A 25,068-nucleotide genomic window follows, 5' to 3' on the forward strand; every position below is an offset into this window, starting at 1 on the left:
ATATGCTTTATAAAAACATCACGTTTATTGGTGCGGGTAATATGACCTCAGCAATTATTCGTGGACTGATCGCAGATGGATATCCATCAGATAAAATAATGGCGACAAACCCAAGCCAAGCCAAGTTAGATATACTGATTGCCGACTGTGATATTTGTACATCCAATAGTAACGACGACGGTATCGCATTTGGCGATGTCATCATTCTTGCGGTTAAACCGCAACTAATGTCCAAGGTGTGTGCCGCGTTCAAATCCAAAGAGCGCTTATCTAATAAGTGTTTCGTGTCTATTGCTGCAGGAATACCCACTGATAGACTGAGTGAAATGCTTAACGGTGTTAAGAACATTGTAAGGGTGATGCCCAATACGCCATCGGCTATCGGACAGGGCATGTCTGGCGTTTATGCTCACGACGTTGTTGCCCAAGAAAACGTGCAATTTGTGTTAGATATCATGCGAAAAGTCGGCGATACTGTACTTGTAGATAACGAAGATCATATAAATACTGTGATTGCCGCCGCCGGTAGTAGCCCAGCCTATTTCTTTTTAATCGCGGAAGCCATGCAAGCAGAAGCTATAAACATGGGCTTAAACAAGGCCCAGGCGAGAAAACTGGTTCAACAGGCCATGTTTGGTAGTGCAAAAATGCTGAAAGAAAATGAAGATCTTGAGCCTTCACAGCTTAGAGCAAATGTAACATCAAAAGGTGGTACAACGCATCAAGCAGTGCTTAGCTTGCAAAACGATAATATTGAGCAAACCTTCGCACGTGCAATGCAAGCAGCTGTTGCTCGTGCGAATGAAATGTCGAAAGAATTTTAAGGACACCAAGAACATATGAATGCCACTGTATTTTTAATTGATACGATTTTTAACTTGTATTTAATGGTAATAATATTGCGTATTTGGCTTCAAGTAGCGCGAGCGGATTTCTACAATCCGTTTAGCCAGTTTGTCGTCAAGGCAACACAACCGGTTATAGGTCCCTTGCGCAGAGTAGTTCCCTCCCTAGGGCGATTAGACACTGCGTCTTTGCTTTTTGCATTCGTCGTTGCAGGGATAAAAATAGTACTCTTGAATGCGATGTTCGGTTCTGGCTTCCCGCCAGTCGTTAGCCTATTACTCACGGCAGCCTTAACAGTGCTGAGTGAATTCCTTTCTTTATTATTTTTTGTATTGATTATTCGGGCAATTTTAAGCTGGGTCAGCCAAGGCGGAAACCCAATTGAGTATGTGATGCAGCAACTCACCGAGCCAATGCTTGGGCCTATACGTCGCGTACTCCCATCGATGGGTGGTCTGGACTTGTCGGTATTGGTATTGATCATTGCCTTGCAATTTGTCCGAATACTATTGTCGGATATCTTCGGACCAATTTTTTAGGCTCCAAGTGTATATATGTTATATCTAGGTTAGTAAAGACGAGTATTAAGGGCTAAGCAATTATGTGTAAACAACTATACAAAGCCACCATAATGTTTGGGGTTTTATTTGTATTAGCCTTTCCGTCTGCTGCTGAACAGAAAAAGGTTCTCGGCGCATGGGATGTGCATTACATTGCCATACCAAGTACTTTTTTAAGTCCAGAAGTAGCTAAAAAAAATGGCATTATAAGAAGCAAATATAACGCGTTACTCAATATATCTATATTAGATAAAACAACGAAAAAAGCTCAAAGTGTTTCAGTAAGAGGGAATGCTAGAAACTTAATTGGCACCACTAAACAACTTGCCTTCAAGCAAGTAAAAGAAGGCAAAGCAATTTACTACTTATCGACGGTTAACTTTTCAGACCAAGAAACATTAAGATTTACTATCGATATTCAGCTAGGCAATGAGATCCAACAATTAAAGTTTCAGCAAAAAATGTATGCTGAATGATCACTCTGTCCATATTATACAACGAAAACTTATTTGATTTGCTCTTTACGCTTAAACACTAGATCCTTATCCGTACTTTCTTCTACTGAAAATACATATCCATCAACATCGAACTTTTCTAACTGTGAAACCGTGGTCAATTTATTTTGTATGATGTACCTTGCCATTAGCCCCCTCGCCTTTTTCGCGTAAAAACTAATAATTTTGTATTTCCCGTTTTTCTCATCTTTAAAGTGTGGTGTCACAATATTGCCGTCGAGGGTACTTTTCTTGACTGAAGCAAAATACTCATTGGACGCTAAATTCACAATAATCTTATCGCCTTGTGCAGCAAGGTCTTCATTTAGCAATGAAGTAATTTTTTCTCCCCAAAATTCATAAAGATTTTTAGCACCAGCGACATCTAATTTTGTTCCCATTTCCAAGCGATAAGCTTGCATTAAATCTAGTGGGCGTAACACACCATATAAGCCAGACAAAATTCTTAGATGCGATTGCGCAAATTCGAGATCACTTTGCTCCAAAGACTTAGCATCCAAGCCTGCGTAAACATCACCATTAAAAGCAAATAAGGCCGCACGGGAATTCTTTTCTGTAAATAAAGGTTCAAAGCTATTAAACCGTTCCGCGTTCAGGGTCGCCAATTTGTCACTAATTTTCATTAAAGAACTTAAATCTGCGGGGGAAAGGTCTTTACATCGGGTGACCAAGGTTTCAATTTGTTTAGTCAACCTAGGTTCTGTCGTACTTAATGATGGGATATCAGATGTATAGTCAAGGTTTTTTGCTGGAGAAACAACAATAAGCATAAATTTTAGTTCCGGTCATAATGTTTTATCGTAATTAATTTGAATAGATCACTAGTACACTAAAAAGCGCATCTGCATACATGCATGAATTTATCATATTTATACCAATCAACCCATCTAATGTATGGAAATTTTGCCCAATGCCCATATATCACCAATATATGCAATCAAGTAAAAAAAAGTAAACGACGAAAGATAAAGTCTATTCGCTTAATTTTACATGTTTGTCATACTTATGATCATATAATATAACGCCTTTAACATAGCAACTACGCTGTGTTTTTTGTATCCTAAAGAAATAACTTGAGCCATAACGCAAAGTTATCAACGCTTGTTTGTTCATAACAACCTAGTATTCGATATTGCGTTTGACTCATTTAAGTTGAACTTAATCACAAATTATGGGAATAACATGTCTAATCAGTTAGCTTCATTACGCGCACTTACCACTGTAGTAGCAGATACCGGCGACATCGATGCAATCAAAAAATACACGCCTGTAGACGCCACGACCAATCCTTCATTACTGCTAAAAGCTGCTGGTTTACCGCAATATAAATCGTTGTTAGAAGCCGCTGTTGGCTACGCAAAAGAGCAAACAAATGATGCTGAACAACAGATCGTAGAAGCGGGTGATAAGCTATCGGTATTAATAGGAAAAGAAATCGTAAATGTGGTGCCAGGAAAGGTGTCCACTGAAGTAGATGCACGCTTGTCATTTAATACAAGTGCGACAGTTGAAAAAGCGAGAAAACTCATCAAAATGTACGACGATTTAGGTGTCGACAAATCTCGCATTTTGATAAAAATTGCGTCAACTTGGGAAGGTATTAAAGCCGCCGAAATTTTGGAAAAAGAAGGCATTGAATGTAATCTTACATTATTGTTCAACTTTGCTCAGGCTCGTGCTTGCGCGGAAGCAGGTGTATTTTTGATTTCGCCATTTGTCGGCAGAATTCTTGATTGGTACAAAGCGAATACCGATGAAACAGACTTTGAAGGCGTCAACGACCCAGGAGTTCAGTCTGTAACTAAGATTTATCAATATTACAAATCACACGGATATAAGACTATTGTAATGGGTGCCAGCTTTAGAAACACGGGTGAAATTATTGCACTAGCGGGTTGCGACCGTTTAACGATTAGCCCTCAATTGCTTGAACAACTCGAAACTACAGATGGCGAATTAACGCCAATGCTAGTTGACAGTGGCAAAACTAAATCAGCGGATTCTCAATTAAGTGAGACTGAATTTAGATGGGATATGAATGAAGACCCCATGGCCACTCAAAAACTGTCTGAAGGCATCAGAAATTTCGCAGCAGACCAAGTGAAATTAGAAGCGCAATTAAAAGAATTGTTTTAATCAATCACTTATCTAACGCAAAACAGCGAGCAGAATCATGGAAAAACTTACAAACGCTAACGCTTGGGCTGAATTAGAAAAACTAGCGCCCTTAATCAAACGCAAGCACATGCGCGACATGTTTGAACAAGACGACACTCGCGCCCAACGCTACAGCTTAGAAATAGGCGGCATCTTTCTAGATTACTCTAAAAACAGGGTAACCGACGAAGTACTAACTCAATTGTTCTCTTTAGCCACGCAACGTGGCTTAAAAGAAAAAATAGCTGCTATGTTTAGCGGCGACGCAATAAATACCACGGAAGACCGCGCAGTGCTCCATACAGCATTGCGTAATTTTAGCAAGAAGTCAGTATATGTAGGCGGCCACGACGTAATGCCTGAGGTGAAAACCACTTTGGACAAAGTTGAGGCTTTTACAACGTCAGTGCATTCTGGCGCGCACAAAGGGTATACAGGCAAATCGATTGATACTATTGTAAGTATTGGCATTGGTGGTTCATTCTTAGGGCCTAAGATTGTTACGGAATCACTAAAACCGTATCAACGAGACAATATAAAAGTGCACTTCGTTGCAAATGTTGATGGGTGTCATATACATGATGTGTTGGCGACTGTAGATGTAGAGACAACATTGTTCGTCATGTCGTCAAAGTCGTTTAGTACGCAAGAAACCCTGCAAAATACCTTAACAGCTAAAGATTGGTTTTTGTCGAAAAACACGTCTCAAGCAGACATTGCAAAGCATTTCGTCGCAGTGTCTTCTAACGTCAAAGCGGCCGTTGAATTTGGCATGGCAAAAGAAAACGTATTTCCGATGGCTGACTGGGTAGGCGGGCGCTATTCACTTTGGTCAGCTATTGGCTTACCTATTTCATTGGCGTTGGGTTTTGAGCACTTCAAAGCCATACTCGAAGGCGCTTTTGAAATGGATGAACATTTCCAGAGTGCACCGTTTGAAGAGAATATGCCTGTAATACTAGCGATGCTAGGCGTGTGGTATCGCAACTTCATGGGCGCTCAGTCACATGCTTTATTGCCTTATTATCACTACTTGCGCGGTTTTCCTGCTTACGTCCAGCAACTTGATATGGAAAGCAACGGTAAATCAACGACACTGAATGGTTTAACCGTAGACTATGGCACTGGGCCTATCATTTGGGGTAGTGAAGGAACAAATGGGCAACACTCTTTTTACCAACTAATTCATCAATCAAACCTACCAATCCCTGTAGATTTTCTGTTTCCTACAACAGTACCAAATCAAAACACAACGCACCACAATATGCTTGCATCGAACTGTTTTGGACAAGCACAAGCACTAATGCAGGGCAAAACCTTTGAAGAGTGCCTACAAGATTTACAGAATAGCGGCTTATCTCAAGAAGAAAAGCAAGTACTTGCTAACCACAAAACCATGCCCGGTAATAACCCAAGCAACACTTTAGTGTTTAATCAATTGGATCCGAAAACACTTGGTGCACTTATTGCTCTATACGAACATAAGGTGTTGGTGCAAGGGTGTATTTGGGGGCTGAACTCATTCGATCAATGGGGTGTTGAATTAGGTAAAGTACTTGGAAATCAAGTACTAGACATGATTGAAGGCAACACTGAGCTCTCATCCGCTGATAGCTCAACACAACAATTGATTGAACGTTTCACAAACTAAACAACTCCTCGTGTAAACATAGAAGGGTCACATGCCCTTTTATGTTTAACTCTCTTCACCTTTAATCATACTGACATATAATTTTAACAATTCTTTAACTTTATTGTTTTATTTTTAGGTCAGTTATGATAAAAAGTTACCTTGTGGCAAAAAAATAATAAATAGGCCGCTTGAGCATGAAGTAGCTGATAGGAGCATCCTAATGGAATCAGTAGATATTCTCTCTATAATAGACAACGAAACTCGTCCGACTAAAACCAAAAGTAAAAAGCGTAAATGGCGCGAAATTGAAGCTATCAAAGAAAAATATAGACTTCAACGCGAGTTGACGGATATGGATGTCTCTTTAGAGATTGAGTTAGAACAACTCGTAAGGTAAGTGTTTACATTAACGGACACTAGCTACATCTGGGTATCTGTGGCTTTGTATCAGTGACAGTGAAATGCTAACACTTTCTCAAATGAGACTTTGCAATAGGTTAGTGCTTGTGTAAGTGCCAATTTATGGGGTCACGGTCTGTTTTAGTGAGTATTTCATTTGTTTGGCTAAAGTGTTTGCAACCAAAAAAACCTCGATGGGCAGATAATGGTGAAGGGTGGACAGATCTTAAAACATGGTGTTTATTGCCATCGATCAACGCTGCTTTTTTTTGTGCTGGGCTTCCCCACAATAGGAACACGAGATTGTCAAAGTTGCGACTTAATTTAGATATTACGCTGTCAGTAAACACTTCCCAACCTCTACCTTTGTGAGAGTTTGCTTCACCTTGCCTAACCGTCATGACTGAATTTAAAAGTAAAACTCCCTGATTTGCCCAGGATGTTAACTCGCCATGATTAGGTATTGAAAAACCGTCAATATCAGTGGCTAATTCTTTGTATATATTCCTAAGAGACGGCGGCACTTTGTTGCCTTTTAATACTGAAAAGCATAGGCCATGTGCTTGATTAGGGCCGTGATACGGGTCCTGACCCAAGATAACAACCTTGAGGTTTTGAGGTGTCGTATATTTAAACGCATTAAACACGTCAGTATTAGGTGGATAAACTATCTTTCCAGATACCCGTTCTTGCTCAATAAAACGAAGTAAATCGACGAAGTAAGTTTGCCGCTTTTCTTCGCCGATAATATCTTGCCACTGCACGCTCAATACCTAACTACTTTAGTAGAGCCAACATATGTTGCTTTAAGGCCTCGTAACTACTTGGAAGTTCAGCTTCAAATGATTCCTTGCCACTCGCCTCAACTAACGCTTCAGGCAAACTTAAGGGCTGACCAAGCACGTTTTCTACCACTTCCTTAAATTTAGCCGGATGTGCAGTGCCCAAGAAAATCCCAACTTCATCCTCAACAAGCTGCTTAGTTAAACATCTGTAACCAATCGCTGCATGGGGCTCAGAAGTGTAACCTTCTTGCAGCAATTGACGCATTGCGACCTGCGTATATTCTTCATCAACCGCTTCGCCGGTCAATAACGCCTTATCAAAATAGCCTTGCTCAACCAAGGCTTCTATTCTTGGCCAATTATTTGGTTGTGATACATCCATAGCATTTGACATCGTAGCGACAGTCGGTTTAGGTGACCATTCACCAGATACTAAATAACGTGGTACGGTGTCATTACTGTTAGTTCCTGCAATAAAACGTTTAATGGGCAAACCTAAGGTTTTAGCAATAATACCTGCAGTTAAGTTGCCAAAATTTCCGCTTGGTACCGCAAATACGGCCCTATTTCGCTCATCTTCCGGTAATTGCGCTATTGCTTCAAAGTAATAACAAATTTGCGCAAGTAAACGACTGATATTAATTGAGTTTGCCGAATTTAGATGCAAACCATCACGCACATCAGGGTCATCAAATGCTGTTTTTACCAATTGTTGGCAAGCATCAAAGTCGGCATCAATTGCAACTGTATGGATGTTATCGCCAAGCGTCGTAAATAACTTCTCTTGCAACGGGCTAATTTTTCCCTTTGGAAATAAGATGACCACGTTAATGTTTTCAATACCATGGAAAGCATGAGCAACTGCCGCACCTGTATCGCCTGACGTAGCGGTTAAAATGGTTACTGGCGCTCCTTCGCTAATGTCTGATAAGCATTGCGCCATAAAACGCCCACCAAAGTCTTTAAATGCTAGCGTAGGACCATGGAACAATTCTAAACAGTAAATCCCATCCTTCACTTTTGCCATAGGCGCAGGAAAGGTAAATGCGCGTTGAATTAAATCAGCGACCAAATCGTTACCTAATTCGTCACCAACTAAATGTTGAATGATCTTTGTACTTCGCTCTACCAAAGGTAATGCTAGCAAGCCTTCAATATCATCCATCGGCTTAATATCTTTAGGGAAGTACAAGCCTTGATGCTTACCCAAACCCTTTTTAACCGCTTGCGCAAACGATACTGTATCACTTGCGTCTTTAAGATTTACTAATTCCACAGACTTATCCTTTACTCAGAAACCACACGGGTTCCGGCTTTATCAATCTTACATACGTGACTAAAACCGTCTTCATTCTGTATGTAATTGTCGTTTAACCATGTTTGTATCGCCTGAGCAGATGCTAAGTCATCAGCTACGGCAAACACGGTTGGGCCTGAACCCGATATTCCAAACGCCAGACCATTTTGGGCGTTGGCAAAATCTCTCGCTTCATCAAAGTGAGGCAACAATGACTTTCGATGTTGCTCTGCTATAACGTCAGTCATTACAGAAGCTGCAAGCGTCTTATCCCCACGATACAAGGCATCAACAAACACCCCCATCTGGCGCCCAAACGTTAGGCATGTAGCCATGTCAAAATGCTGAGGTAGTATACTACGAGCTGCTGCTGTAGACACCGATAAACCCGAATAGCATGCCACCCAATACCAATCATCAAATGAGGGTAAAATGAGTGCAACCGGTGAAGCTTGCCCAGTCATTAGGGTCATTCCCCCCAAATAGCTTGGCGCTACATTGTCATAATGAATGCTGCCGCTAATTTGGCCTTCCAGTTCCCCCATCATCAACAGCAAGCTATCCTTATCAAACGGCGAACCAGCGTGTTCATTTAAAGCATAAAACGCAGCAACAATGGAGCTAGCACTTGAACCTAAACCGCTACCAATTGGTAGTGCTTTATGTAAATGCATGCTAATACTAAGTTTGGTTTTACCTTCTTTTGCCAGCGCATCTTGAAAAAAATTGTAACATCGCGTCACGATGTTGTTTTCAGTGCCAGCAGGCAACCTATCGGCAAACCTTCCATCAACACTTAACTGAAATTCTTCAGCATCACTAATAGATACCCAATCACCTAACAAACAGCCATCTATTGGCGCCAAGGCAGCACCTAAAATATCAAACCCTAAACTAACATTACCAATAGATGCGGGCGCATATGCTTTTGTTGTTGCCATTTATCGATACTCCGCTGCACTCGGTAAGGTTCGGAGTAAATCCGCAAATACCCCTGCAGCCGTCACAGTAGCGCCAGCACCGTAACCACGAATAACATAAGGTATTGGAGAATAATATTTTGAATTGATCGCCAGCGCATTTTCACCGTCTTTAACCGCCGCAAGTGGATGCGCTAACGCGACCGCTTGTACACTCACTTTGCATTTCCCTTCGCTAATAGACCCAACATAACGCAAGACTTTACCCGCTAGTTTAGCTTCATCTACTTGCGCTGCAATTTGTGAATCAAGCGATGGTAAGTTAGCCATAAACGCTGCTACGTCGCCGCTTGCGTCAAAGTTTTCTGGCAGTACCGATTCGATGACAATATCGTCTAACTCGAGAGATAAACCTGATTCTCTCGCCATGATAAGCAACTTACGGGCAACATCCATACCGCTTAAATCGTCACGAGGATCAGGCTCTGTAAAGCCATTTTCTTTTGCAATTTTTGTTGCTTCTGAAAGACTCAAACCTTCATCTAATTTACCAAAGACAAACGATAATGAACCAGACAATATCCCTTCAAATGTTTCAAGTTTATCACCCGCAATCACGAGTTTTTGCAAATTGTCAATCACTGGCAAGCCTGCACCTACTGTCGTTTCATACAAATATTGGCGACGAGACTGTTGTGCAGTATTTTGTAATTTTTCGTAATATTCGATGGACGAAGTATTTGCTTTCTTATTGGGTGTAACCACGTGAAAGCCAGCTTCCAGCATGTCGCAATACTGTTCTGCAATACTCTGGTTGCTTGTGCAGTCAATAATAACCGGATTAGTTAAACTATTTGTACGAACAAAGTCAACTAACCCGTCTAACGAGAATGGGCTATTCGCATTGGCAAGATCAGACTGCCAATCAACGCTAAGATCGATACCAGTAGCATTAAGTAAATTTGCTTTACTATTGGCAATGCCATAAACACTTAACTTTATATCTTTTTCATGTAGCGTTGTTTGCTGTTCTTTAATTTGGCGCAATAACTCTTCGCCAACGGTACCACAGCCAATAAAAAATACGTCGATAGGCTTTAAATTAGAAAAGAAATTTTGATGAATCACTTTTACTGCTTTCTTCGCCTTACTGTTTTCAATCACTGTCGATATTGAACGTTCGGACGACCCTTGGGCAATCGCTACATTGTTCACTCTTGCCTGTGCTAAGGCATCAAAGAACTTAGCTGCCATGCCTTTAGACTCACGCATACCATCCCCCACAAGCGTCACAATCGCGAGGTCCTTACGCACTTCTATTGGCTCTAATAACTGATTACTCAACTCTAATGCAAAACTTTCCTCAAGTAACTCTAGCGCTTTATCTGCGTCTTTATTCGGAATACAAAAACTAATGCTATACTCTGACGAGCTCTGAGTAATCAAAGAAATCGAGATACTGCCTTTGGATATGACATCAAATATTCGACTAGCCATTCCAACCATGCCTTTCATACCTGGACCGGATACATTAAACATCACAATGTCTTCTAGATGAGATATCCCTTTAACACTTGTCCAGCGAGTACTTGGCTCTTTGCTTATTAACGTACCAGGTGCCGCTGGGTTTAGCGTATTACGGATAAGACAAGGAATACCAAACTGTGCAATAGGGCCGATAGTTTTTGGATGTAGCACCTTAGCGCCGAAGTAAGATAATTCCATTGCTTCTTGATAGGTCAATTTATCAAGTAAAACCGCACCTTCGACTTGGTTAGGATCAGCATTATATACGCCATCGACATCGGTCCAAATTTCGCAACAACTCGCGTTAATGCATGCGGCAAGAATAGCAGCTGAATAATCTGAGCCATTTCGCCCTAGCGTTACCTTTTCTCCGGCCTCATTCACTGCAACAAAGCCAGGCATAATAAGTAGTTCAGAGCCATCAGATCTTACTTCACTAAAACGAGCCCTGCTTTCTGACAAAAGCGCTAAACTATCAAGATAGTCGCCTTCAGCCACAACATACTCGACAGGGTCGATAATTCGATTAGCGATGCCTTTAGCTGTCAGTATAGCGCTAAATATATTCACACTGACATATTCGCCAAGACTCAAAATAGTCGCAGTAACTTGATCAGGACAACTGCCCAGCAGTTGAATACCAGAAAGCTGTTTTTCTAAAATATCCAGTTTTTCCGAAATGAACACTGATAGTTGGTCATACTCAAAATTAGGCAAAGTGTCATTCAGTTCAGACGCAATACCGTTTAATGTCATCTTAAGTTTGGCAAACAACTCACCACAATCAACACCATTTTGTGCCTGTTCGCACAACAGAGACAAGGCATTTGTGACCCCTTTAGGTGCCGACAATACTACCGCTGCACCTTCTGTTTGGTGTGTTTGTTGGCTAATGTTAAACACTCGCATATAACGCTGCGCATCAGCTAACGACGAACCACCAAACTTCAACACTTTCATCCAAGACTCCTTGCTTAATTTTACTTCGACTCACCGCTCTAGATACAAAAAAGCCCGCTTATTCTGCGGGCTTTCGTTAACTAGAAACAGGTACTGGCTAACGACCGCCCTCGATAGAGGTGGTAATAATAATCATGTCGTTAGTCATTAGAATTGTTTTCATGCCGCCAATTTGCCGTATAGACGTCTAAATGTCAACAGTAGAGCTTAAAAATATCCAAGAAGACTTGGTAATAAAGTCATTTTTTATCACAAAAGAGAAATACTACTTAATGCGCTTTCTTGTTAACAAAAACATTCTAAACCTCAATATTTTTGTATATTTTTCAACCAGTTAATGTCATATATTTTTACACCGATTAGTATTTTGAATAAGATAAGTTGTTAAACACAATAAATATCAATAAGTTATACTTTGGCTTGTTTCCTGCTTAGAGACTGTGAACTCTTTAATATTTTATGGAAAAAATGATGTACAAAAGTCTAATCGCTCTACTCTTTCTAGTCACAGGAACGGCAAATGCCACGTTGTTATCGTTCGACTATACGTTCACTAACGGCTCCGTTTTAACAGGTATCTTGGAAGGTACAATTCAAGCTGATAGCGATACCGTCGTCATCGACGCATTTGGTGACGTTAGTTTCGACGGCGTACTGCTACCTTCAATTGAAAACGTTGATTTTGTATCAATAAGTGATTTCCCAGCAGGTGGGCTGGATCCAAAAATAAGCTTTTCAGGTGATGTAATGGATTTGTTTGTATGTGCAAACGGCTTTATTGTTGGGAACTGTGGTTTTAATGCAGGTGGTTTCTTTTTTGATTCAGTATCGTTCGGTGCTGGAGCTGGCGTAGCAGCAGCGGGTACAGTGTTTGATCCTAGTTTCAACTCAGTAAACTGGAATCTATCAGTGGCAGAAGTGCCTGCTCCACTATCAATAGTGCTATTTGTTTTAGGCCTAGCATTCGTTGGATTGACGAAGAGAAAACAAACAGCTTAACATCCATTGATGTTCCGCAAGTAGCTAATATTACTACAAAAAATCCAAGGCTAGTCCTTGGATTTTTTGAAAGAAACTATTCCGGCACGCAATAACAAACAATTTTCAACGATAAAATGTACCACGCATATTTGTTTGAGTATGAAGTTGACTTGGGCGATTTAACATTTGCCCACCATCTCTAGCGATAGGCGCCCAAGGAATGTAACCTCCGCCTTTAGAGGGTCTAGTTGTGAAAAGGTCAAACGGAATAGTAATGTAAAACCCTTTGGTAAAACTACCTTCACCATATTCCTCAGCAGACACATTTGTAATAGCAGCATATACACCGACCGTAATACCACTATCAAATCGTTTTTCAAGGTCAATATTGATTCCGCGATCTTTAGCGAGAAATTGGCCAATATTAAATGTTACATGAATATCATTTAAGAATTCAGGTTGCCAATACATGTTTACATGCCCAGTAAGCGCTTCGTAATCTAAAAAGTCTAGAAAATTTACAAAATCTCTTTGCTGTACATAATTGATGTCAAACCCATACGAAAAATTGCTATTTACAGGTTGATAGAGAAATTCAGCTCCAAAGCCACCAAACATAGTTTCCAAATAGCCAGCATAAACTTGGGCATACCAGTTTGGCGCAATTCTGTTCTGCCAATGAGCAAATAGGGAATCCAAAGATACTGAATTTTGAGATACGTACTCCCTAATTTGTGTGCGAACACGAGGTAAACTTGCTACTTCATTGTCTTGAGTAAAATTAAAGTCCTCATAGTTATCTATCAATGTCGCTTCTAAATTAGCCTCAATACTAAAATGTTCGTTAAAAACGTAGCCAGTACTGTAAATGAGGCCTCCTTGATAAAAATAGAACTTCTCTGGGCTACCAAATGTTTGCGCCCAATACGACTCCAAGTTGCTATAAAAGCCTGAAGTGCTTACCGGTTTATATTCATTTAAAGTATCCTCACTAGTATCGGATCGAACATAACTCTCTCGGATATCCGTTTCCAAACGTTCATAGTTTGCTGCTTGAATGAATAATGGCACGTCAATTTGCGTTTCAAGCATAGGTAAATCGTTCACATTCTCAACTATTTTTATTCTATCGATATCGTTAGGCAATGTATCAATTAAGACCCTTGCTACCCTTTGAATCGACTCATCATGATCGCGATACGCGACTTGCGTGCCATAAATAGTAAATTGTTCATCGTTTAATGCAGAGCTTTTGGTAACAAAGCCAGCTTCGTTGTATAAATTCTTTACTAACTCAGGACCATCGATATTTGATACAGGAAAATTCCGCCTATCTTGATTTACTTCTCTAGGTGGACTTGACAACTTCTTTTGCCTTAAATCATGCAAATTAAACTTATAATTCATAGACAAGCCGAAGGTATTCCCTCTGATATAACTGAGGCTGAAATCAAAATCATTGTACGAGTATGTTGCCGCTAAGTTCCATGCACTCTCTTGGACGATGCTTTGGTCTTGATCGTTTGAGTAGTCATTTCCTTCATATTCAAGTTTTAGTCTAAGGAAGTCCCATGGCGTTTGATACTCTATCCCACCAAAAAATGCCGCAGGCCCTTTGAAAAAATGCCCAAACTCAATGCTTCCACCTCTTCCTGAAAAACCTTCAGGTCGATTACAAAATTCACTAGAAAGACGACAAATAGGATTGGTAACATTACCGGATGTTCCCAAATATCCCCATCCAATACCTAAATTGATATCAAAGTCACCAAATTTTTTGCTTACGCCTACGAATTCGCTTTCAAAAAAGCCTGTTCCCCCAAAATCACGAAAACCGATCGCTGTTTCGGGTATATATCTAGTTTCTTCAAACAATCGAAATTTTACATCGATTCCTTTATCTTTTAGCGTTTGATCGCCACTAAACTCAAACTCATTGCTAAACAATCTTGAACGAACGTCGGTATATCTTATGGTTGATTCCATCCACGGGAACAATTGTAAATTAACGGACCAAAATCGATATTGCTCTATATCGGAATAATTGAAAAACATGTCGCCTTCACGCCCCATACGGGCCGTAGGTGTCTGTATAAGCCCAATACCGCCTGAGGTCATTTGAGATGTGTGATGACCGAATACCCCAAGAAATTCCTGTGCCGCTATGCTTTTTACTTGAGCGACAGATAAAATTAAGGAAAGGCTAAAATAAATTGAACGCTTCAATGCAATACTCGATGTTCAGATAGTTCCAATAAAAGGTGGTTCAACAATGCTATATTATTATTTCTTGATTCATTAAATGGTATAAAAACAAGACTTCCAGGCATGGGTTCAAATGCAAGCGTCGACAAGTAATTTGATAGCAATTTCTTATCACCATTTGGTGCAATTACGACGATTCCTTTTACATACGCATCTTTTGGTATATTCAACTGTTTAAAGTATTCATCAATTGCAGTTTCATTCTCGTAAGGTAGGAGCGTTTCTGACAGCGCCCCGAAAAATAAAATATGATTTGGCCTTGTACTCAATAGAAGTTTATAACTGCCATTTTCGAACCTTGGATTATATTCATTCATCAACCTAGACAGTTCAAAATCTATAGGAGTATTTACTCTAGAAAGAACATACCAATCTCGTAATTCTTGCTTTAACCTTTCAAGCTCTCCGCTGAAGCTTTGCTCTTCAAGCAGTGAAGACAAAACTCGTAGCGCTTCTTTTTTTTGTTCTACCTGAATTACATTATCCAAACGAAATAACTTTGATGCATTCCAATACCATGATTGCTCCAACGCCACAGGCTCCAAAACTTCGGCCATTCGTGGATTAGAAGTGTAATCATAAACCGTGTTATTAACATTTATTGTTACATTTGCGGCAGACTGTAATGATACAAATAAAAACAATGCAAGGGGGATGCGTTTGTAATACAAGTTACTCTACCTTATTTAAAGCTCTTGCAACTCGACTTGCATAAACAGATGTTATGTTATCGCCATCAGGATGGAACTTCTGAGAACTTTTGACCAATTCACCTGACACCGTATGGAACCAGTATATATTGGTCCAACCTCTATCAGTAAACAAAAGGGTTTCTTCAGAGCCCAGATGAATATCCTCAAAGACAACAAAAACATCAAGATGATTGTCAAAAAGCTCGATTGAAGCCCCTGGTTCCAATCTAAATGTAGAAAGTAACTCAAGACCGTACTGCCCATTGTCGACGTCAACTCTGCGGTGCCACTTAGTTAGACTGCTTATAGATTGAGGGTCAATTAGTGGATCTTTTTGAGGTGAAAACGAATGTACTAATGAAATACTAAACCCGATAGTCCTCACTAATCGGCCATTTTCCTCAATAAGCAAAACACCATCATTAGACATCCATTTCCTTTTAGATTGCTCAATAAAAGCTAATGCAACATTCGAAAAAGGCCGGTCGTCTATTAGGACTGATAGTAGATCTACTTCTGAAGATTTTACAACATCAAGAGAAAGTGGCTCTTGCTCTTTGAACAAAGCCCCTACCGCATCAACATGAATGAGATAGGAACTCGAACAAGACAAGGTGCTAAGCGCTAGAGCAGCGCAAGCAAACTGTTTTAACATCTTTGACTATGGAACTGTAGTAGTCACCGTAGGTGGTACGTAACGCCCAGGTAAAAAGCCTCCACCCAAGCACAAACCTTCAATCAATTGACCACCACATAAGGTTAACGTAGGTTGAGAACTGTTACTAATACTAGCTTTATTTGAAGATTTATCACTTTTAGCTTCTAGTTCAAGGTTTGACGAACCTCGTCCATTTGAAACTATTGAGGCGACAATCCCTTTACCTACCGCACTTGGTCGTACGATATTGCTTACTTTTACTGTACTTGATACACTTTTCGCTATTGAAGCGCCTTTAGCTACATCAGCTGCATTGGCGGTGGAAACCACGAAACATAACGTACAAAATGCTAGAACAGACGATATTTTGTTTTTGAGGTTTAAAATTTTGGTCATTGTACAACTCCATTACCCGTTATTTGTCTAGTAGATGCTTACACTAAACCACTTAAATCCTTACCCATGCTCTTCGAAAGCATTACAAAATTTTAAACGATAATATGAAAATCTCAAAGACTTATTTGCATATTTTGCGAACAATTAACTGTTGACTTTTTATGGACACTACTAACCCTAATCATGTTAAAAAATTCCGCTATTTAGAAGTAGTTAAGGCGATACCTAAACCTAAAATCGTCATCCTCACCGGTGCAGGTATATCTGCGGAATCGGGTTTAAAAACCTTTCGTGACAACAATGGCTTATGGGAAAATCATTCCATTGAAGAAGTGGCGACACCAGAAGGATTTGCGAAGAATCCGGATTTAGTTTACCGCTTTTATAACGAACGTAGAACACAACTCTTAAGCAAAGACGTCAAACCAAACGCCGCACACATCGCTTTAGGTAAATTAGAAGCTCAGCTCGGCAATCACTGCATCGTCGTAACGCAAAATGTAGATAATTTACATGAAAGGGGTGGCAGTATAAATGTACTTCATATGCACGGTGAGCTCACCTCAGCTAAATGCATTACCACCGGAAAAGCAGTCAATACAAGTGAAACTATTGATGCCAATACTTTGTGCTCGTGTTGCCAACCCGCAAACGCGATGCGACCCGATATTGTTTGGTTTGGTGAGATGCCATATCACATGGATGCAATTGAATCTCATATCTATAATTGTGATCTGTTTGTCTCAATCGGCACGTCAGGGAATGTATACCCTGCCGCAGGATTTGTAAGTTTTGCAAATCAATGTGGCGCACATACCCTAGAACTTAACTTAGAGCCCAGTAATGTAAATACTGAGTTTGCTGAGAGCTACTATGGTAAAGCATCAGAAATCGTTTGCGAATTTGTCAGCCAAGTACAAAGCTGTATTTCGACTTAAATAGTTCAATCTAACAAACCGATTGAATTGATAGGATTTATCAATTTTAACACCTCCCCCCTCTTAACTAAGCTGTAAATGTGGCCAATCGACACTGAAGCCACATTACATTTACTGGTTAATTTTCCTAAGTCGGCGTTTGCCGTTCTATCAGCTGACGGTAAATTTACCCCTTTTTTCTTGTACAGGATGCCAAACAAGAAAAAACAAGAGGAGCTATAAAGTGAAAACGCATAACAAACAATTAATTTCTAGTTTAGTCGCAGTCATAAGTATGTCTTTCTTGGGCGCTTCAGGCCATGCGTCTGATGAAATATCAAAGCCTTCAGGTGCCAAAGGTAGCGGCAAGTATGTCGTTGGGCATGCAAAATCTAATCAATTCTGGTGGCCAGATCAATTAGATCTCTCCCCATTAAGAGATCATGATCACCGCTCAAACCCTTATGGGGCTGACTTCAACTACGCAGAGGCATTTAAGTCTCTCGATTTGGACGCAGCAAAAAAAGACATTAATGAACTGTTAACCACATCGCAAGATTGGTGGCCAGCAGACTTCGGCAATTATGGCCCTTTCTTTATTCGTATGACTTGGCATTCGGCTGGTACATATCGAACACTCGACGGTAGAGGCGGCGCTGGCGGCGGACAACAACGCTTTGATCCATTAAATAGCTGGCCGGACAATGGTAACTTAGATAAGGCTCGCCGATTGCTTTGGCCAATTAAGCAAAAATATGGCGAGGCGCTATCCTGGTCTGATTTGATCGTGCTAGCAGGAAACGTTGCCTTAGAAAATATGGGATTCAAAACCTATGGTTTTGCCGGCGGGCGCGCAGATGATTGGGAACCAGATATGGTGTACTGGGGACCTGAAGTAGAAATGCTTGCGAGCGACAGGCATGAAAAAGACGGTAAATTACAACGACCTTTGGGCGCGACCCATATGGGTTTAATTTATGTCAACCCAGAAGGCCCTCGCGGCGTTCCTGACCCAATTGGCTCAGCAAAAAACATTCGTATTGCTTTTGGGCGCATGGCAATGAATGACGAAGAAACCTTAGCACTCATTGCAGGCGGTCACACCTTCGGAAAAATGCATGGTGCACATAAGCCTAAAGACTGTGTCGGGCCAGAGCCTGGTGCAGCAAGTATTGAAAAACAAGGACTGGGCTGGGAAAATACCTGCGGTAAAGGTCATTCAGAAGACACCGTTACTAGTGGTTTGGAAGGCGCGTGGACTCAAGCCCCAACTAGGTGGACTTCGTTGTATCTAAGCAATCTACTTAACTTTGAGTGGCAACAATCAAAAAGTCCTGCCGGTGCAACTCAATGGATCCCAACCGATGAGTCGCTGCACAAAGTAGTTCCGGACGCACACGTTGAAGGTAAATATAACCCACCAGTCATGACAACCGCTGATTTGGCACTCAAATTCGACCCTGAATACAAAAAAATTGCCGAACGTTTTTTGGCCGAGCCAGCGGCATATAGGTTGGCATTTGCCAAAGCATGGTACAAACTAACGCACCGAGATATGGGACCAATAACTAATTACCTAGGCAATGACATACCTAACGATATTCACATCTGGCAAGACCCAGTGCCAGCACTTGACTATGAATTAGTCGATGAACGAGATATTCAGGGGCTTAAGCAAAATATATTGGCCACTGGCTTAAGTGTTCCCGAATTGGTCAGAACAGCATGGGCGTCAGCAGGCAGCTATCGAGACTCAGACATGCGTGGCGGTGCCAATGGCGCAAGGCTTGCCTTAGCGCCTCAAAAAGATTGGGCAGTTAATAACCCTAAGGAATTAGCAAAAGTACTTGATGTTTTACGCAACATACAATCGAAGACAAATAAGAATCTCGGTTCAAGCAAACAGGTATCTTTGGCTGACGTCATTGTCTTAGGAGGTATCGTCGCCATTGAAAAAGCCGCAGAAAACGCTGGGTATAAAATAGAGGTGCCATTTATACCAGGAAGAACTGACGCTAAACAGTCACAAACAGATATTAATTCGTTTAATTTATTGAAGCTTAATGCCGATGGTTTCCGCAACTATTTTGACACTAAAAATAATTACAAAGGCCCGACAGAAATGTTAATTGATAAAGCAGACCAATTGGATCTAAGTGTGCCGGAAATGACTGTCCTGATCGGGGGGATGCGCGTCTTAAATGCAAATCATGGCGGGCTTCAGCATGGTGTACTTACGACCAATCCGGGAGTGTTGTCTAATGATTTTTTTGTTAATCTCTTGGATATGTCTACGCGTTGGGAGAAGTCTTCAACTGATGGCGTATATTTTGGTTTCGAACGTAAAACCGGTAAACAAATCTGGTCAGCCAGTGCCGTAGATCTTATCTTTGGCTCTAACTCGGAATTACGCGCCATTGCAGAAGTATATGCTTTCGACAATTCGGGTGAAAAATTTATCAACGACTTCACCGCCGCGTGGACAAAAGTGATGAACTTAGATAGATAAATATAAATCTATTGTGCAGAAGTACCTTTTAGTAAGTAAAAGGTACTTCACATCTTACACAGCGCCTTCCAATTAGGCATAAGTTTTGCCTAGGGCACTTATAGTAATGTTGATTTGACAACTATAAGTGAGTTCACATGGATACATCCGAAACCTACGATATCGAAACCCCGTACCCTTATATTGAAGAAAGCCTGAACTTAGATGCCGACACTTTCGAAACAATGTGGCAATTGCTTTCGTGTATTTTCGACTATTGGGAGCTAGCAATGCCCACGTCTGGCGCTAAATCTCAGCTACTCGTGTTTATGCAAAATAGGATGAAAATAAACTTAAATTACTACGCTGAATACAAAAATGCAGCCTGCGTTATTCATGAACTAAATCAAAAGTTTGGCAAGCACAACGGCACAATTCACCTATTAACGTCCCCTGAAGCGGCAATAAAACCGGCAAACACTCGCCTCGCAAGAGCTAGGCAAATGGTATCAAACGAATTCATCACCTTAGCCTTATCTATTGGCGGATTTAAGTCATTTGGCGCAAAAAACGCATTAGGTTACATCAATGGCGGCAACGTTGAAGGCAAAGCACCTTATCGCATATTTTCAGATCACACCGACGAAGACAGCAAAAAGGACATATAAATCATGACATCAAACAACACGCCTAATGACATTTTGATAATAGGCTCTGGTGTTGCAGGCGCGGCCATTGCTCAAAAAATACTAGAACAACATCCTAACGCGAAAATAACGATGCTCGAAGCGGGTGGAAAAATGAAAATGCGAGACTTTGCGCTGCATCAAGACTACTTAGTTACTGGAAATATGCCCTACGACTACTATCATGATTTTGCTTATCCTAACCGTGATACTGCAGGTGAAAACGAAAGTCTTGGAAAAACAATGTTACCCATGCAAGGTTCTCGCTTATTGATGTATGGCGGCTCAACTGTTCACTGGGGCGGGTGGAGTTTTCGACTAAAACCCGAAGATTTTGAACTCAAAACACGTATTGCCAAAACATCGCAACACCTATCAGGAAACTACGACCTAATCGATTGGCCTATCTCTTATTCTGACCTAGAGCCGTTTTACTGTGAGGCAGAGCACTACATCGGTGTATCTGGTGATTCAAATGATACCACGAGCCCAAGAAGCGCAGCGTATCCATACCCTGCTTTCCCTTATACTCTGGAAGATAAACCCAGCATAGAGGCTATGCAGTCGCTAGGTATAAAATATAGCCACATGCCAATTGCGCGTCACGGTCTAACAGCTTCTGAATCTACCCACCCGCCATGTCAAACCACAGGCACTTGTAAATATTGTCCTTTTGGCGCGCGCTATGCGGCAGCAAACTATTTAGATGACATTCAAACGTTTTATGATTACCCCAACTTTTCTATCATTACCAATGCCGCGGTTGAATCGTTGATAATGACAAACAAACACAAGGTCTCAGGGGTACATTATATCGATAAGAATATTGATCAGCACGCAACTCAGACCTTGCATGCCGATTTGGTTATTTTAGCCGCCGGCGCAATAGAATCGTCCAAAATACTGTTGCGTTCCCAAAATGACTTTTGGCCCAAGGGGCTAGGAAATGATAAGGATTTAGTCGGTCGTAACTTAATCACCCACCCTTATCTCATGTTTGAAGCAGAGCTGCCTGAAAACCCGCTTGGCTTAATACCCGAAATGGACTTTCCAACCATGGTGTCTCGTCATTTCGATAGCCCTGAAGAACAAAGCGAAGGCAAGTACATTATTGTAAACCCGCCTTCCAGTATCGGCGTAAAGCTAGCGCAAGAGATGCAAAATGGTAAACCCTTAAACGTGATAAGAGACGAATTGACAGGTAAGACTAAACTGCAACTTCATGCACTCGTCGAAATATTCAGTCAGCGAGACAATCGATTAAGCAACGTGAGTAAGCGCAATCATATTGGCCTACAAGAAACAGCAATCAACTTTGATCAAGGACCTGATTTTGAAGTTCGCATTGCGCAAATCCAAACAGAGATTGATAAAATTTTTACAGCGATGGGCGCACACAATACAAAACTAAAGACAATTTCATGGCGCGCTGACCATGCGGCTTGTACTACCCGTATGGCACATTCTTCAAGTGAAGGCGTAGTAGATAAGAACCTGAAAGTATTTGACGTAGAAAACTTATTTATTTGCTCAAACAGCTCATTTTCAAGTTTGGGCGCTGTCAATCCAACATTGACGCTCACTAGTCTGGCCCTACGATTAGCGCATCACATAAATGAAAACGTGTTACCCAATCGACAAGCAGAAGCAGGTAACAACATCGCTATTCATGAAGCAAATTAAACAGGACGTAAATCAATGAGCAAAACTAAGATCCAAAGCGCTCGTGACGCGCTTCATGCAAAATTACAAACGGCAATTACACTTGAACTAAGTACATTGCCGCCTTATTTAACGGCATATTTTTCAATTTGCCCAAAGACCAATATAAAAGCCGTAAATGCTATTCGTAGCGTATTTATGGAAGAAATGTTGCATCTATGTTTAGCTGCAAATGTATTGGTTGCCATCGGTGGTAAAGTAACATTTACCAAAGATAACCTCCCAAAATACCCTTGCGCGTTGGGGTTTAAAGGTCGAGAGTTTTATATCGATTTAGCAAGGTTCTCAAAACAATCAGTCAACACATTCAGGCGGATTGAGTTGCCAGACTATATGCCGCCATTAGATGAAAGCCTGCATGTAAAAGAAGATGTAAACGTCGCAGGTTATAGCATCGGTGAATTCTATAACACCATTTTGGCAGAACTAGATGCACTGCATGAACTATGTGAAACGCACGACGAACCGCTATTTGTTAAAGACGCAAGCCAGCAAATTACTGAAACGTATTTTTGGCGAGGCGGCGGCAAACCTGTCGCAGTGACCGACCTGACGAGCGCACACAAAGCGCTAAATGAAATCATCGAACAAGGCGAAGGGGCTGGCGTCAGCCTGTATGATGAAGATGATGTTGAATTTGGTCAAACACGAGAATTAGCGCACTTCTTTAAATTCAACGAAATATATTATGAACAAGAATATAATGACGACGACGACCCCTTAAAACCACCGACAGGCAAACGCTTTGCTGTTAGTTACGGTGAGGTCTACCCAGTAAAATCAAACTGTAAACAGGATGACTTTGTTAACAACAAAGATTTAGCTTTGTTAAATATAAAATTTAATTCAGCTTATACCTTAATGTTGCAACAAATAGAAGACGCATATGCCGGTAACCCCCATGTACTTTACAATGCCATAATGAATGGTATGCATGATTTAACACCAATAGCGCAAACAATGGCAAAGATGAAGATAAACCCAGAAGACCCTCAAAGTGAAACAGGCGCGCCTTCATTTGAATGGGTAGAGTAACAAAAGACCACACGTACTTCAGTGTTTAATTTTAAAAGGAACGGCAATGGGCTTTAGAGTAGAATTCAATTCGATATTACGCAGTGACAGTTACAGTGAACTAAACGTCGGTAGTACTTACAGTTTTAGCAAAGATGGAAGTCGCATCTTTTTCGATGATATTCCCGTATGGCTAACGACGTCAAGCTGGTTGGTACAGGCAGAAATAAGCATTATTTCTCAAACGCGCATGAATGGAAAGCTGGAAGGTGAATTCAGAGTAGACTATTTGTATAGCGGTGACGAACAACAAGCAATAAGCAAAATGTTCGTTCGCATGTATGACGGCATTTTAAACCCATTCATTTACTTGCTTTCATCACAAGCTGAAATTAACCACGCAAATGAAACAGGTGAACTCATTAGAGACAGTCTCGACACTGAAGGTTTTATTCACGCCAGTCCCAGAGCACAACTAAACCGAGTAGCAAACAAATATTACAAAACAGTAGAATCTCCCCTAGTCGTCGTGCTTGCAGTAGATAAAATTAGCGTACCGGTAAAATGGGAGCCTGCGACAGGCGGGCTTTATCCACACATCTTTGGTCCACTCAATATGAGCGCTGTTGAAAAAATAGTTCCCATCGCCAAAAATGCAGACGGTAATTTCAACATTTCAATTTAGTCGTATCCACTATGTACTTCAGATGAGCATTTGCAAAAGCTCATCTGGAGACATCAATAGGCGCTAATCATTCCAACAGACTTTGTCTCGTCCAGACGCTTTCGCCTTATATAACAAATCGTCCGCTTGTTTGATAGCAGCTTTAGGCAGTTGTTGTTCTGGTTCGATCACAAGTGCGCCAACGCTAATAGTCACAACACTATGATGACTAGATTTGTGTTCCAATTCCAGCGCCCGCACAGCGTTACAACAATTGTCAATAACGGTACGTGCGCCCGTAATGTTTGTGTCGGCAATCACTATCATAAACTCTTCACCACCATAACGAGCAACAAAATCGCCTGAACGATGCAGCTGTTCGCTTAACGCCTTCGCAACCAAAGAAAGCGCATTGTCACCGCGGTCATGGCCATATTCATCGTTATATAGTTTGAATTCGTCCACATCTACCATGGCAATCAATATGCTAGATTGCTTACGATAAGCCGCAGTCCATTGTGCCAGCACATGCTGATCACACTTGCGTCGGTTAGCTATCGCCGTTAATGGATCAACATTTGCTAGTTCTTCAAGCATTATTCGTTGACGCGCTAAGGTTAAATGCAATTTCACCCGAGCTTTTACAATTCCCAAATGAAAAGGCTTATGAATATAATCGCAAGCGCCAAGATCGAAGCCTTTTTCTTCGCTAGACACATCCCCTAAACCAGTGATAAACATGACTGGGATCGCGTGAGTTGCCTTACTAGCTTTAAGCTCTTTTATCACGTCAAAACCATTTTGATCAGGCAATACGATATCTAAAAGAATCAGGTCAGGTTTAAGGCTTCTAGCTTTTTCAAGTGCGCTTTGCCCATTCGTTGCTAAACTAATTTGCGCCTCCGATTTTAAAAGGCTACTCAGCACCATTAAATTCGGTTTTTCGTCATCTACAATTAATATTCGCAAGGTTCGATTTATCATTA

23 protein-coding genes are annotated in these 25,068 nt (G+C 41.0%); 13 read left to right on the forward strand and 10 right to left on the reverse strand.

Annotation, left to right across the window (positions count from 1 at the left end; all coding sequences use genetic code 11):
* The first annotated feature begins 2 nt into the window (after positions 1 to 2).
* The 3 genes from proC to QQK00_RS10255 all read left to right on the forward strand — a co-directional run bounded on the left by proC (position 3) and on the right by QQK00_RS10255 (position 1,882).
* Positions 3 to 824 carry a pyrroline-5-carboxylate reductase gene (proC, locus tag QQK00_RS10245; protein WP_284217412.1) on the forward strand — a complete coding sequence of 274 codons (822 nt, stop codon included), beginning with the start codon at positions 3 to 5 and terminating at the stop codon, positions 822 to 824.
* A gap of 15 nt (positions 825 to 839) precedes the next feature.
* Positions 840 to 1,385: a YggT family protein gene (locus QQK00_RS10250; protein WP_284217413.1), complete on the forward strand. Its 546-nt coding sequence runs from the start codon at positions 840 to 842 to the stop codon at positions 1,383 to 1,385.
* Between the two features lie 62 nt (positions 1,386 to 1,447).
* Positions 1,448 to 1,882, forward strand: coding sequence for a DUF4426 domain-containing protein (locus QQK00_RS10255; protein WP_284217414.1), 435 nt, complete (start codon positions 1,448 to 1,450; stop codon positions 1,880 to 1,882).
* Positions 1,883 to 1,911: 29 nt separating this feature from the next.
* On the opposite strand, the gene yaaA is transcribed toward QQK00_RS10255, so the two are convergent.
* On the reverse strand, positions 1,912 to 2,691 hold the full coding sequence (gene yaaA, locus QQK00_RS10260) for a peroxide stress protein YaaA (RefSeq protein WP_284217416.1): 780 nt from the start codon (positions 2,689 to 2,691) through the stop codon (positions 1,912 to 1,914).
* Positions 2,692 to 3,103: 412 nt separating this feature from the next.
* Between yaaA and tal the strand changes: the two genes are divergently transcribed.
* The 3 genes from tal (at position 3,104) to QQK00_RS10275 (ending at position 6,108) form a co-directional block, all read left to right on the forward strand.
* Positions 3,104 to 4,057, forward strand: a complete 954-nt coding sequence (gene tal / locus QQK00_RS10265; RefSeq protein WP_284217417.1) for a transaldolase — start codon at positions 3,104 to 3,106, stop codon at positions 4,055 to 4,057.
* A gap of 37 nt (positions 4,058 to 4,094) precedes the next feature.
* Positions 4,095 to 5,729 carry a glucose-6-phosphate isomerase gene (gene pgi / locus QQK00_RS10270; protein ID WP_284217418.1) on the forward strand — a complete coding sequence of 545 codons (1,635 nt, stop codon included), beginning with the start codon at positions 4,095 to 4,097 and terminating at the stop codon, positions 5,727 to 5,729.
* Positions 5,730 to 5,931: 202 nt separating this feature from the next.
* Positions 5,932 to 6,108 (forward strand): DUF3545 family protein, encoded by a 177-nt coding sequence (locus QQK00_RS10275; RefSeq protein ID WP_284217419.1) that lies wholly within the window; start codon positions 5,932 to 5,934, stop codon positions 6,106 to 6,108.
* Between the two features lie 100 nt (positions 6,109 to 6,208).
* Here the strand turns inward: QQK00_RS10275 and ung are convergent, their stop codons facing one another.
* From ung to thrA, 4 genes are read right to left on the reverse strand one after another with little or no spacing between them, the layout of a single operon-like run.
* The gene (ung, locus tag QQK00_RS10280) at positions 6,209 to 6,874 is read right to left on the reverse strand and encodes a uracil-DNA glycosylase (RefSeq protein ID WP_284217420.1); all 666 of its coding nucleotides are present in this window, start codon (positions 6,872 to 6,874) and stop codon (positions 6,209 to 6,211) included.
* 13 nt (positions 6,875 to 6,887) lie between these two features.
* Positions 6,888 to 8,171, reverse strand: coding sequence for a threonine synthase (gene thrC, locus QQK00_RS10285; protein ID WP_284217421.1), 1,284 nt, complete (start codon positions 8,169 to 8,171; stop codon positions 6,888 to 6,890).
* An 11-nt stretch (positions 8,172 to 8,182) separates the two neighbouring features.
* Positions 8,183 to 9,133 (reverse strand): homoserine kinase, encoded by a 951-nt coding sequence (thrB, locus tag QQK00_RS10290; RefSeq protein WP_284217422.1) that lies wholly within the window; start codon positions 9,131 to 9,133, stop codon positions 8,183 to 8,185.
* A complete protein-coding gene (gene thrA, locus QQK00_RS10295) occupies positions 9,134 to 11,599 on the reverse strand; it encodes a bifunctional aspartate kinase/homoserine dehydrogenase I (RefSeq protein ID WP_284217423.1) in 2,466 nt (821 codons plus the stop codon). It abuts the gene before it with no gap.
* A gap of 468 nt (positions 11,600 to 12,067) precedes the next feature.
* On the opposite strand from thrA, the gene QQK00_RS10300 reads away from it, so the two are divergent.
* On the forward strand, positions 12,068 to 12,598 hold the full coding sequence (locus QQK00_RS10300) for a PEP-CTERM sorting domain-containing protein (RefSeq protein WP_284217424.1): 531 nt from the start codon (positions 12,068 to 12,070) through the stop codon (positions 12,596 to 12,598).
* A gap of 105 nt (positions 12,599 to 12,703) precedes the next feature.
* Here QQK00_RS10300 and QQK00_RS10305 read toward each other — a convergent pair whose 3' ends face one another.
* From QQK00_RS10305 to QQK00_RS10320, 4 genes are read right to left on the reverse strand one after another with little or no spacing between them, the layout of a single operon-like run.
* Positions 12,704 to 14,806 carry a YjbH domain-containing protein gene (locus QQK00_RS10305; RefSeq protein ID WP_284217425.1) on the reverse strand — a complete coding sequence of 701 codons (2,103 nt, stop codon included), beginning with the start codon at positions 14,804 to 14,806 and terminating at the stop codon, positions 12,704 to 12,706.
* Complete coding sequence (locus tag QQK00_RS10310; protein WP_284217426.1) at positions 14,803 to 15,516, reverse strand: capsule biosynthesis GfcC family protein; 714 nt, start codon at positions 15,514 to 15,516, stop codon at positions 14,803 to 14,805. The genes QQK00_RS10305 and QQK00_RS10310 overlap by 4 nt, the downstream gene beginning before the upstream one ends.
* A 1-nt stretch (position 15,517) precedes the next feature.
* On the reverse strand, positions 15,518 to 16,192 hold the full coding sequence (locus tag QQK00_RS10315; protein ID WP_284217427.1) for a YjbF family lipoprotein: 675 nt from the start codon (positions 16,190 to 16,192) through the stop codon (positions 15,518 to 15,520).
* Between the two features lie 6 nt (positions 16,193 to 16,198).
* The gene (locus QQK00_RS10320; protein ID WP_284217428.1) at positions 16,199 to 16,591 is read right to left on the reverse strand and encodes a hypothetical protein; all 393 of its coding nucleotides are present in this window, start codon (positions 16,589 to 16,591) and stop codon (positions 16,199 to 16,201) included.
* A 161-nt stretch (positions 16,592 to 16,752) separates the two neighbouring features.
* On the opposite strand from QQK00_RS10320, the gene cobB reads away from it, so the two are divergent.
* The 6 genes from cobB to QQK00_RS10350 all read left to right on the forward strand — a co-directional run bounded on the left by cobB (position 16,753) and on the right by QQK00_RS10350 (position 24,103).
* Positions 16,753 to 17,529, forward strand: a complete 777-nt coding sequence (cobB, locus tag QQK00_RS10325) for a Sir2 family NAD+-dependent deacetylase (RefSeq protein ID WP_284217429.1) — start codon at positions 16,753 to 16,755, stop codon at positions 17,527 to 17,529.
* Positions 17,530 to 17,803: 274 nt separating this feature from the next.
* A complete protein-coding gene (gene katG, locus QQK00_RS10330) occupies positions 17,804 to 20,017 on the forward strand; it encodes a catalase/peroxidase HPI (RefSeq protein ID WP_284217592.1) in 2,214 nt (737 codons plus the stop codon).
* Positions 20,018 to 20,154: 137 nt separating this feature from the next.
* A complete protein-coding gene (locus QQK00_RS10335; protein ID WP_284217430.1) occupies positions 20,155 to 20,664 on the forward strand; it encodes a hypothetical protein in 510 nt (169 codons plus the stop codon).
* Positions 20,665 to 20,667: 3 nt separating this feature from the next.
* The gene (locus tag QQK00_RS10340; protein WP_284217431.1) at positions 20,668 to 22,365 is read left to right on the forward strand and encodes a GMC oxidoreductase; all 1,698 of its coding nucleotides are present in this window, start codon (positions 20,668 to 20,670) and stop codon (positions 22,363 to 22,365) included.
* 15 nt (positions 22,366 to 22,380) lie between these two features.
* Positions 22,381 to 23,439 carry a ferritin-like domain-containing protein gene (locus QQK00_RS10345; RefSeq protein WP_284217432.1) on the forward strand — a complete coding sequence of 353 codons (1,059 nt, stop codon included), beginning with the start codon at positions 22,381 to 22,383 and terminating at the stop codon, positions 23,437 to 23,439.
* Positions 23,440 to 23,485: 46 nt separating this feature from the next.
* Positions 23,486 to 24,103, forward strand: coding sequence for a DUF952 domain-containing protein (locus QQK00_RS10350; protein ID WP_284217433.1), 618 nt, complete (start codon positions 23,486 to 23,488; stop codon positions 24,101 to 24,103).
* Positions 24,104 to 24,166: 63 nt separating this feature from the next.
* Here QQK00_RS10350 and QQK00_RS10355 read toward each other — a convergent pair whose 3' ends face one another.
* On the reverse strand, positions 24,167 to 25,066 hold the full coding sequence (locus QQK00_RS10355) for a GGDEF domain-containing response regulator (protein ID WP_284217434.1): 900 nt from the start codon (positions 25,064 to 25,066) through the stop codon (positions 24,167 to 24,169).
* Between the last annotated feature and the right edge of the window lie 2 nt (positions 25,067 to 25,068).

The sequence above is a fragment of the Agaribacter marinus genome (assembly GCF_030160655.1).
GTDB lineage: Bacteria > Pseudomonadota > Gammaproteobacteria > Enterobacterales > Alteromonadaceae > Glaciecola > Glaciecola marina.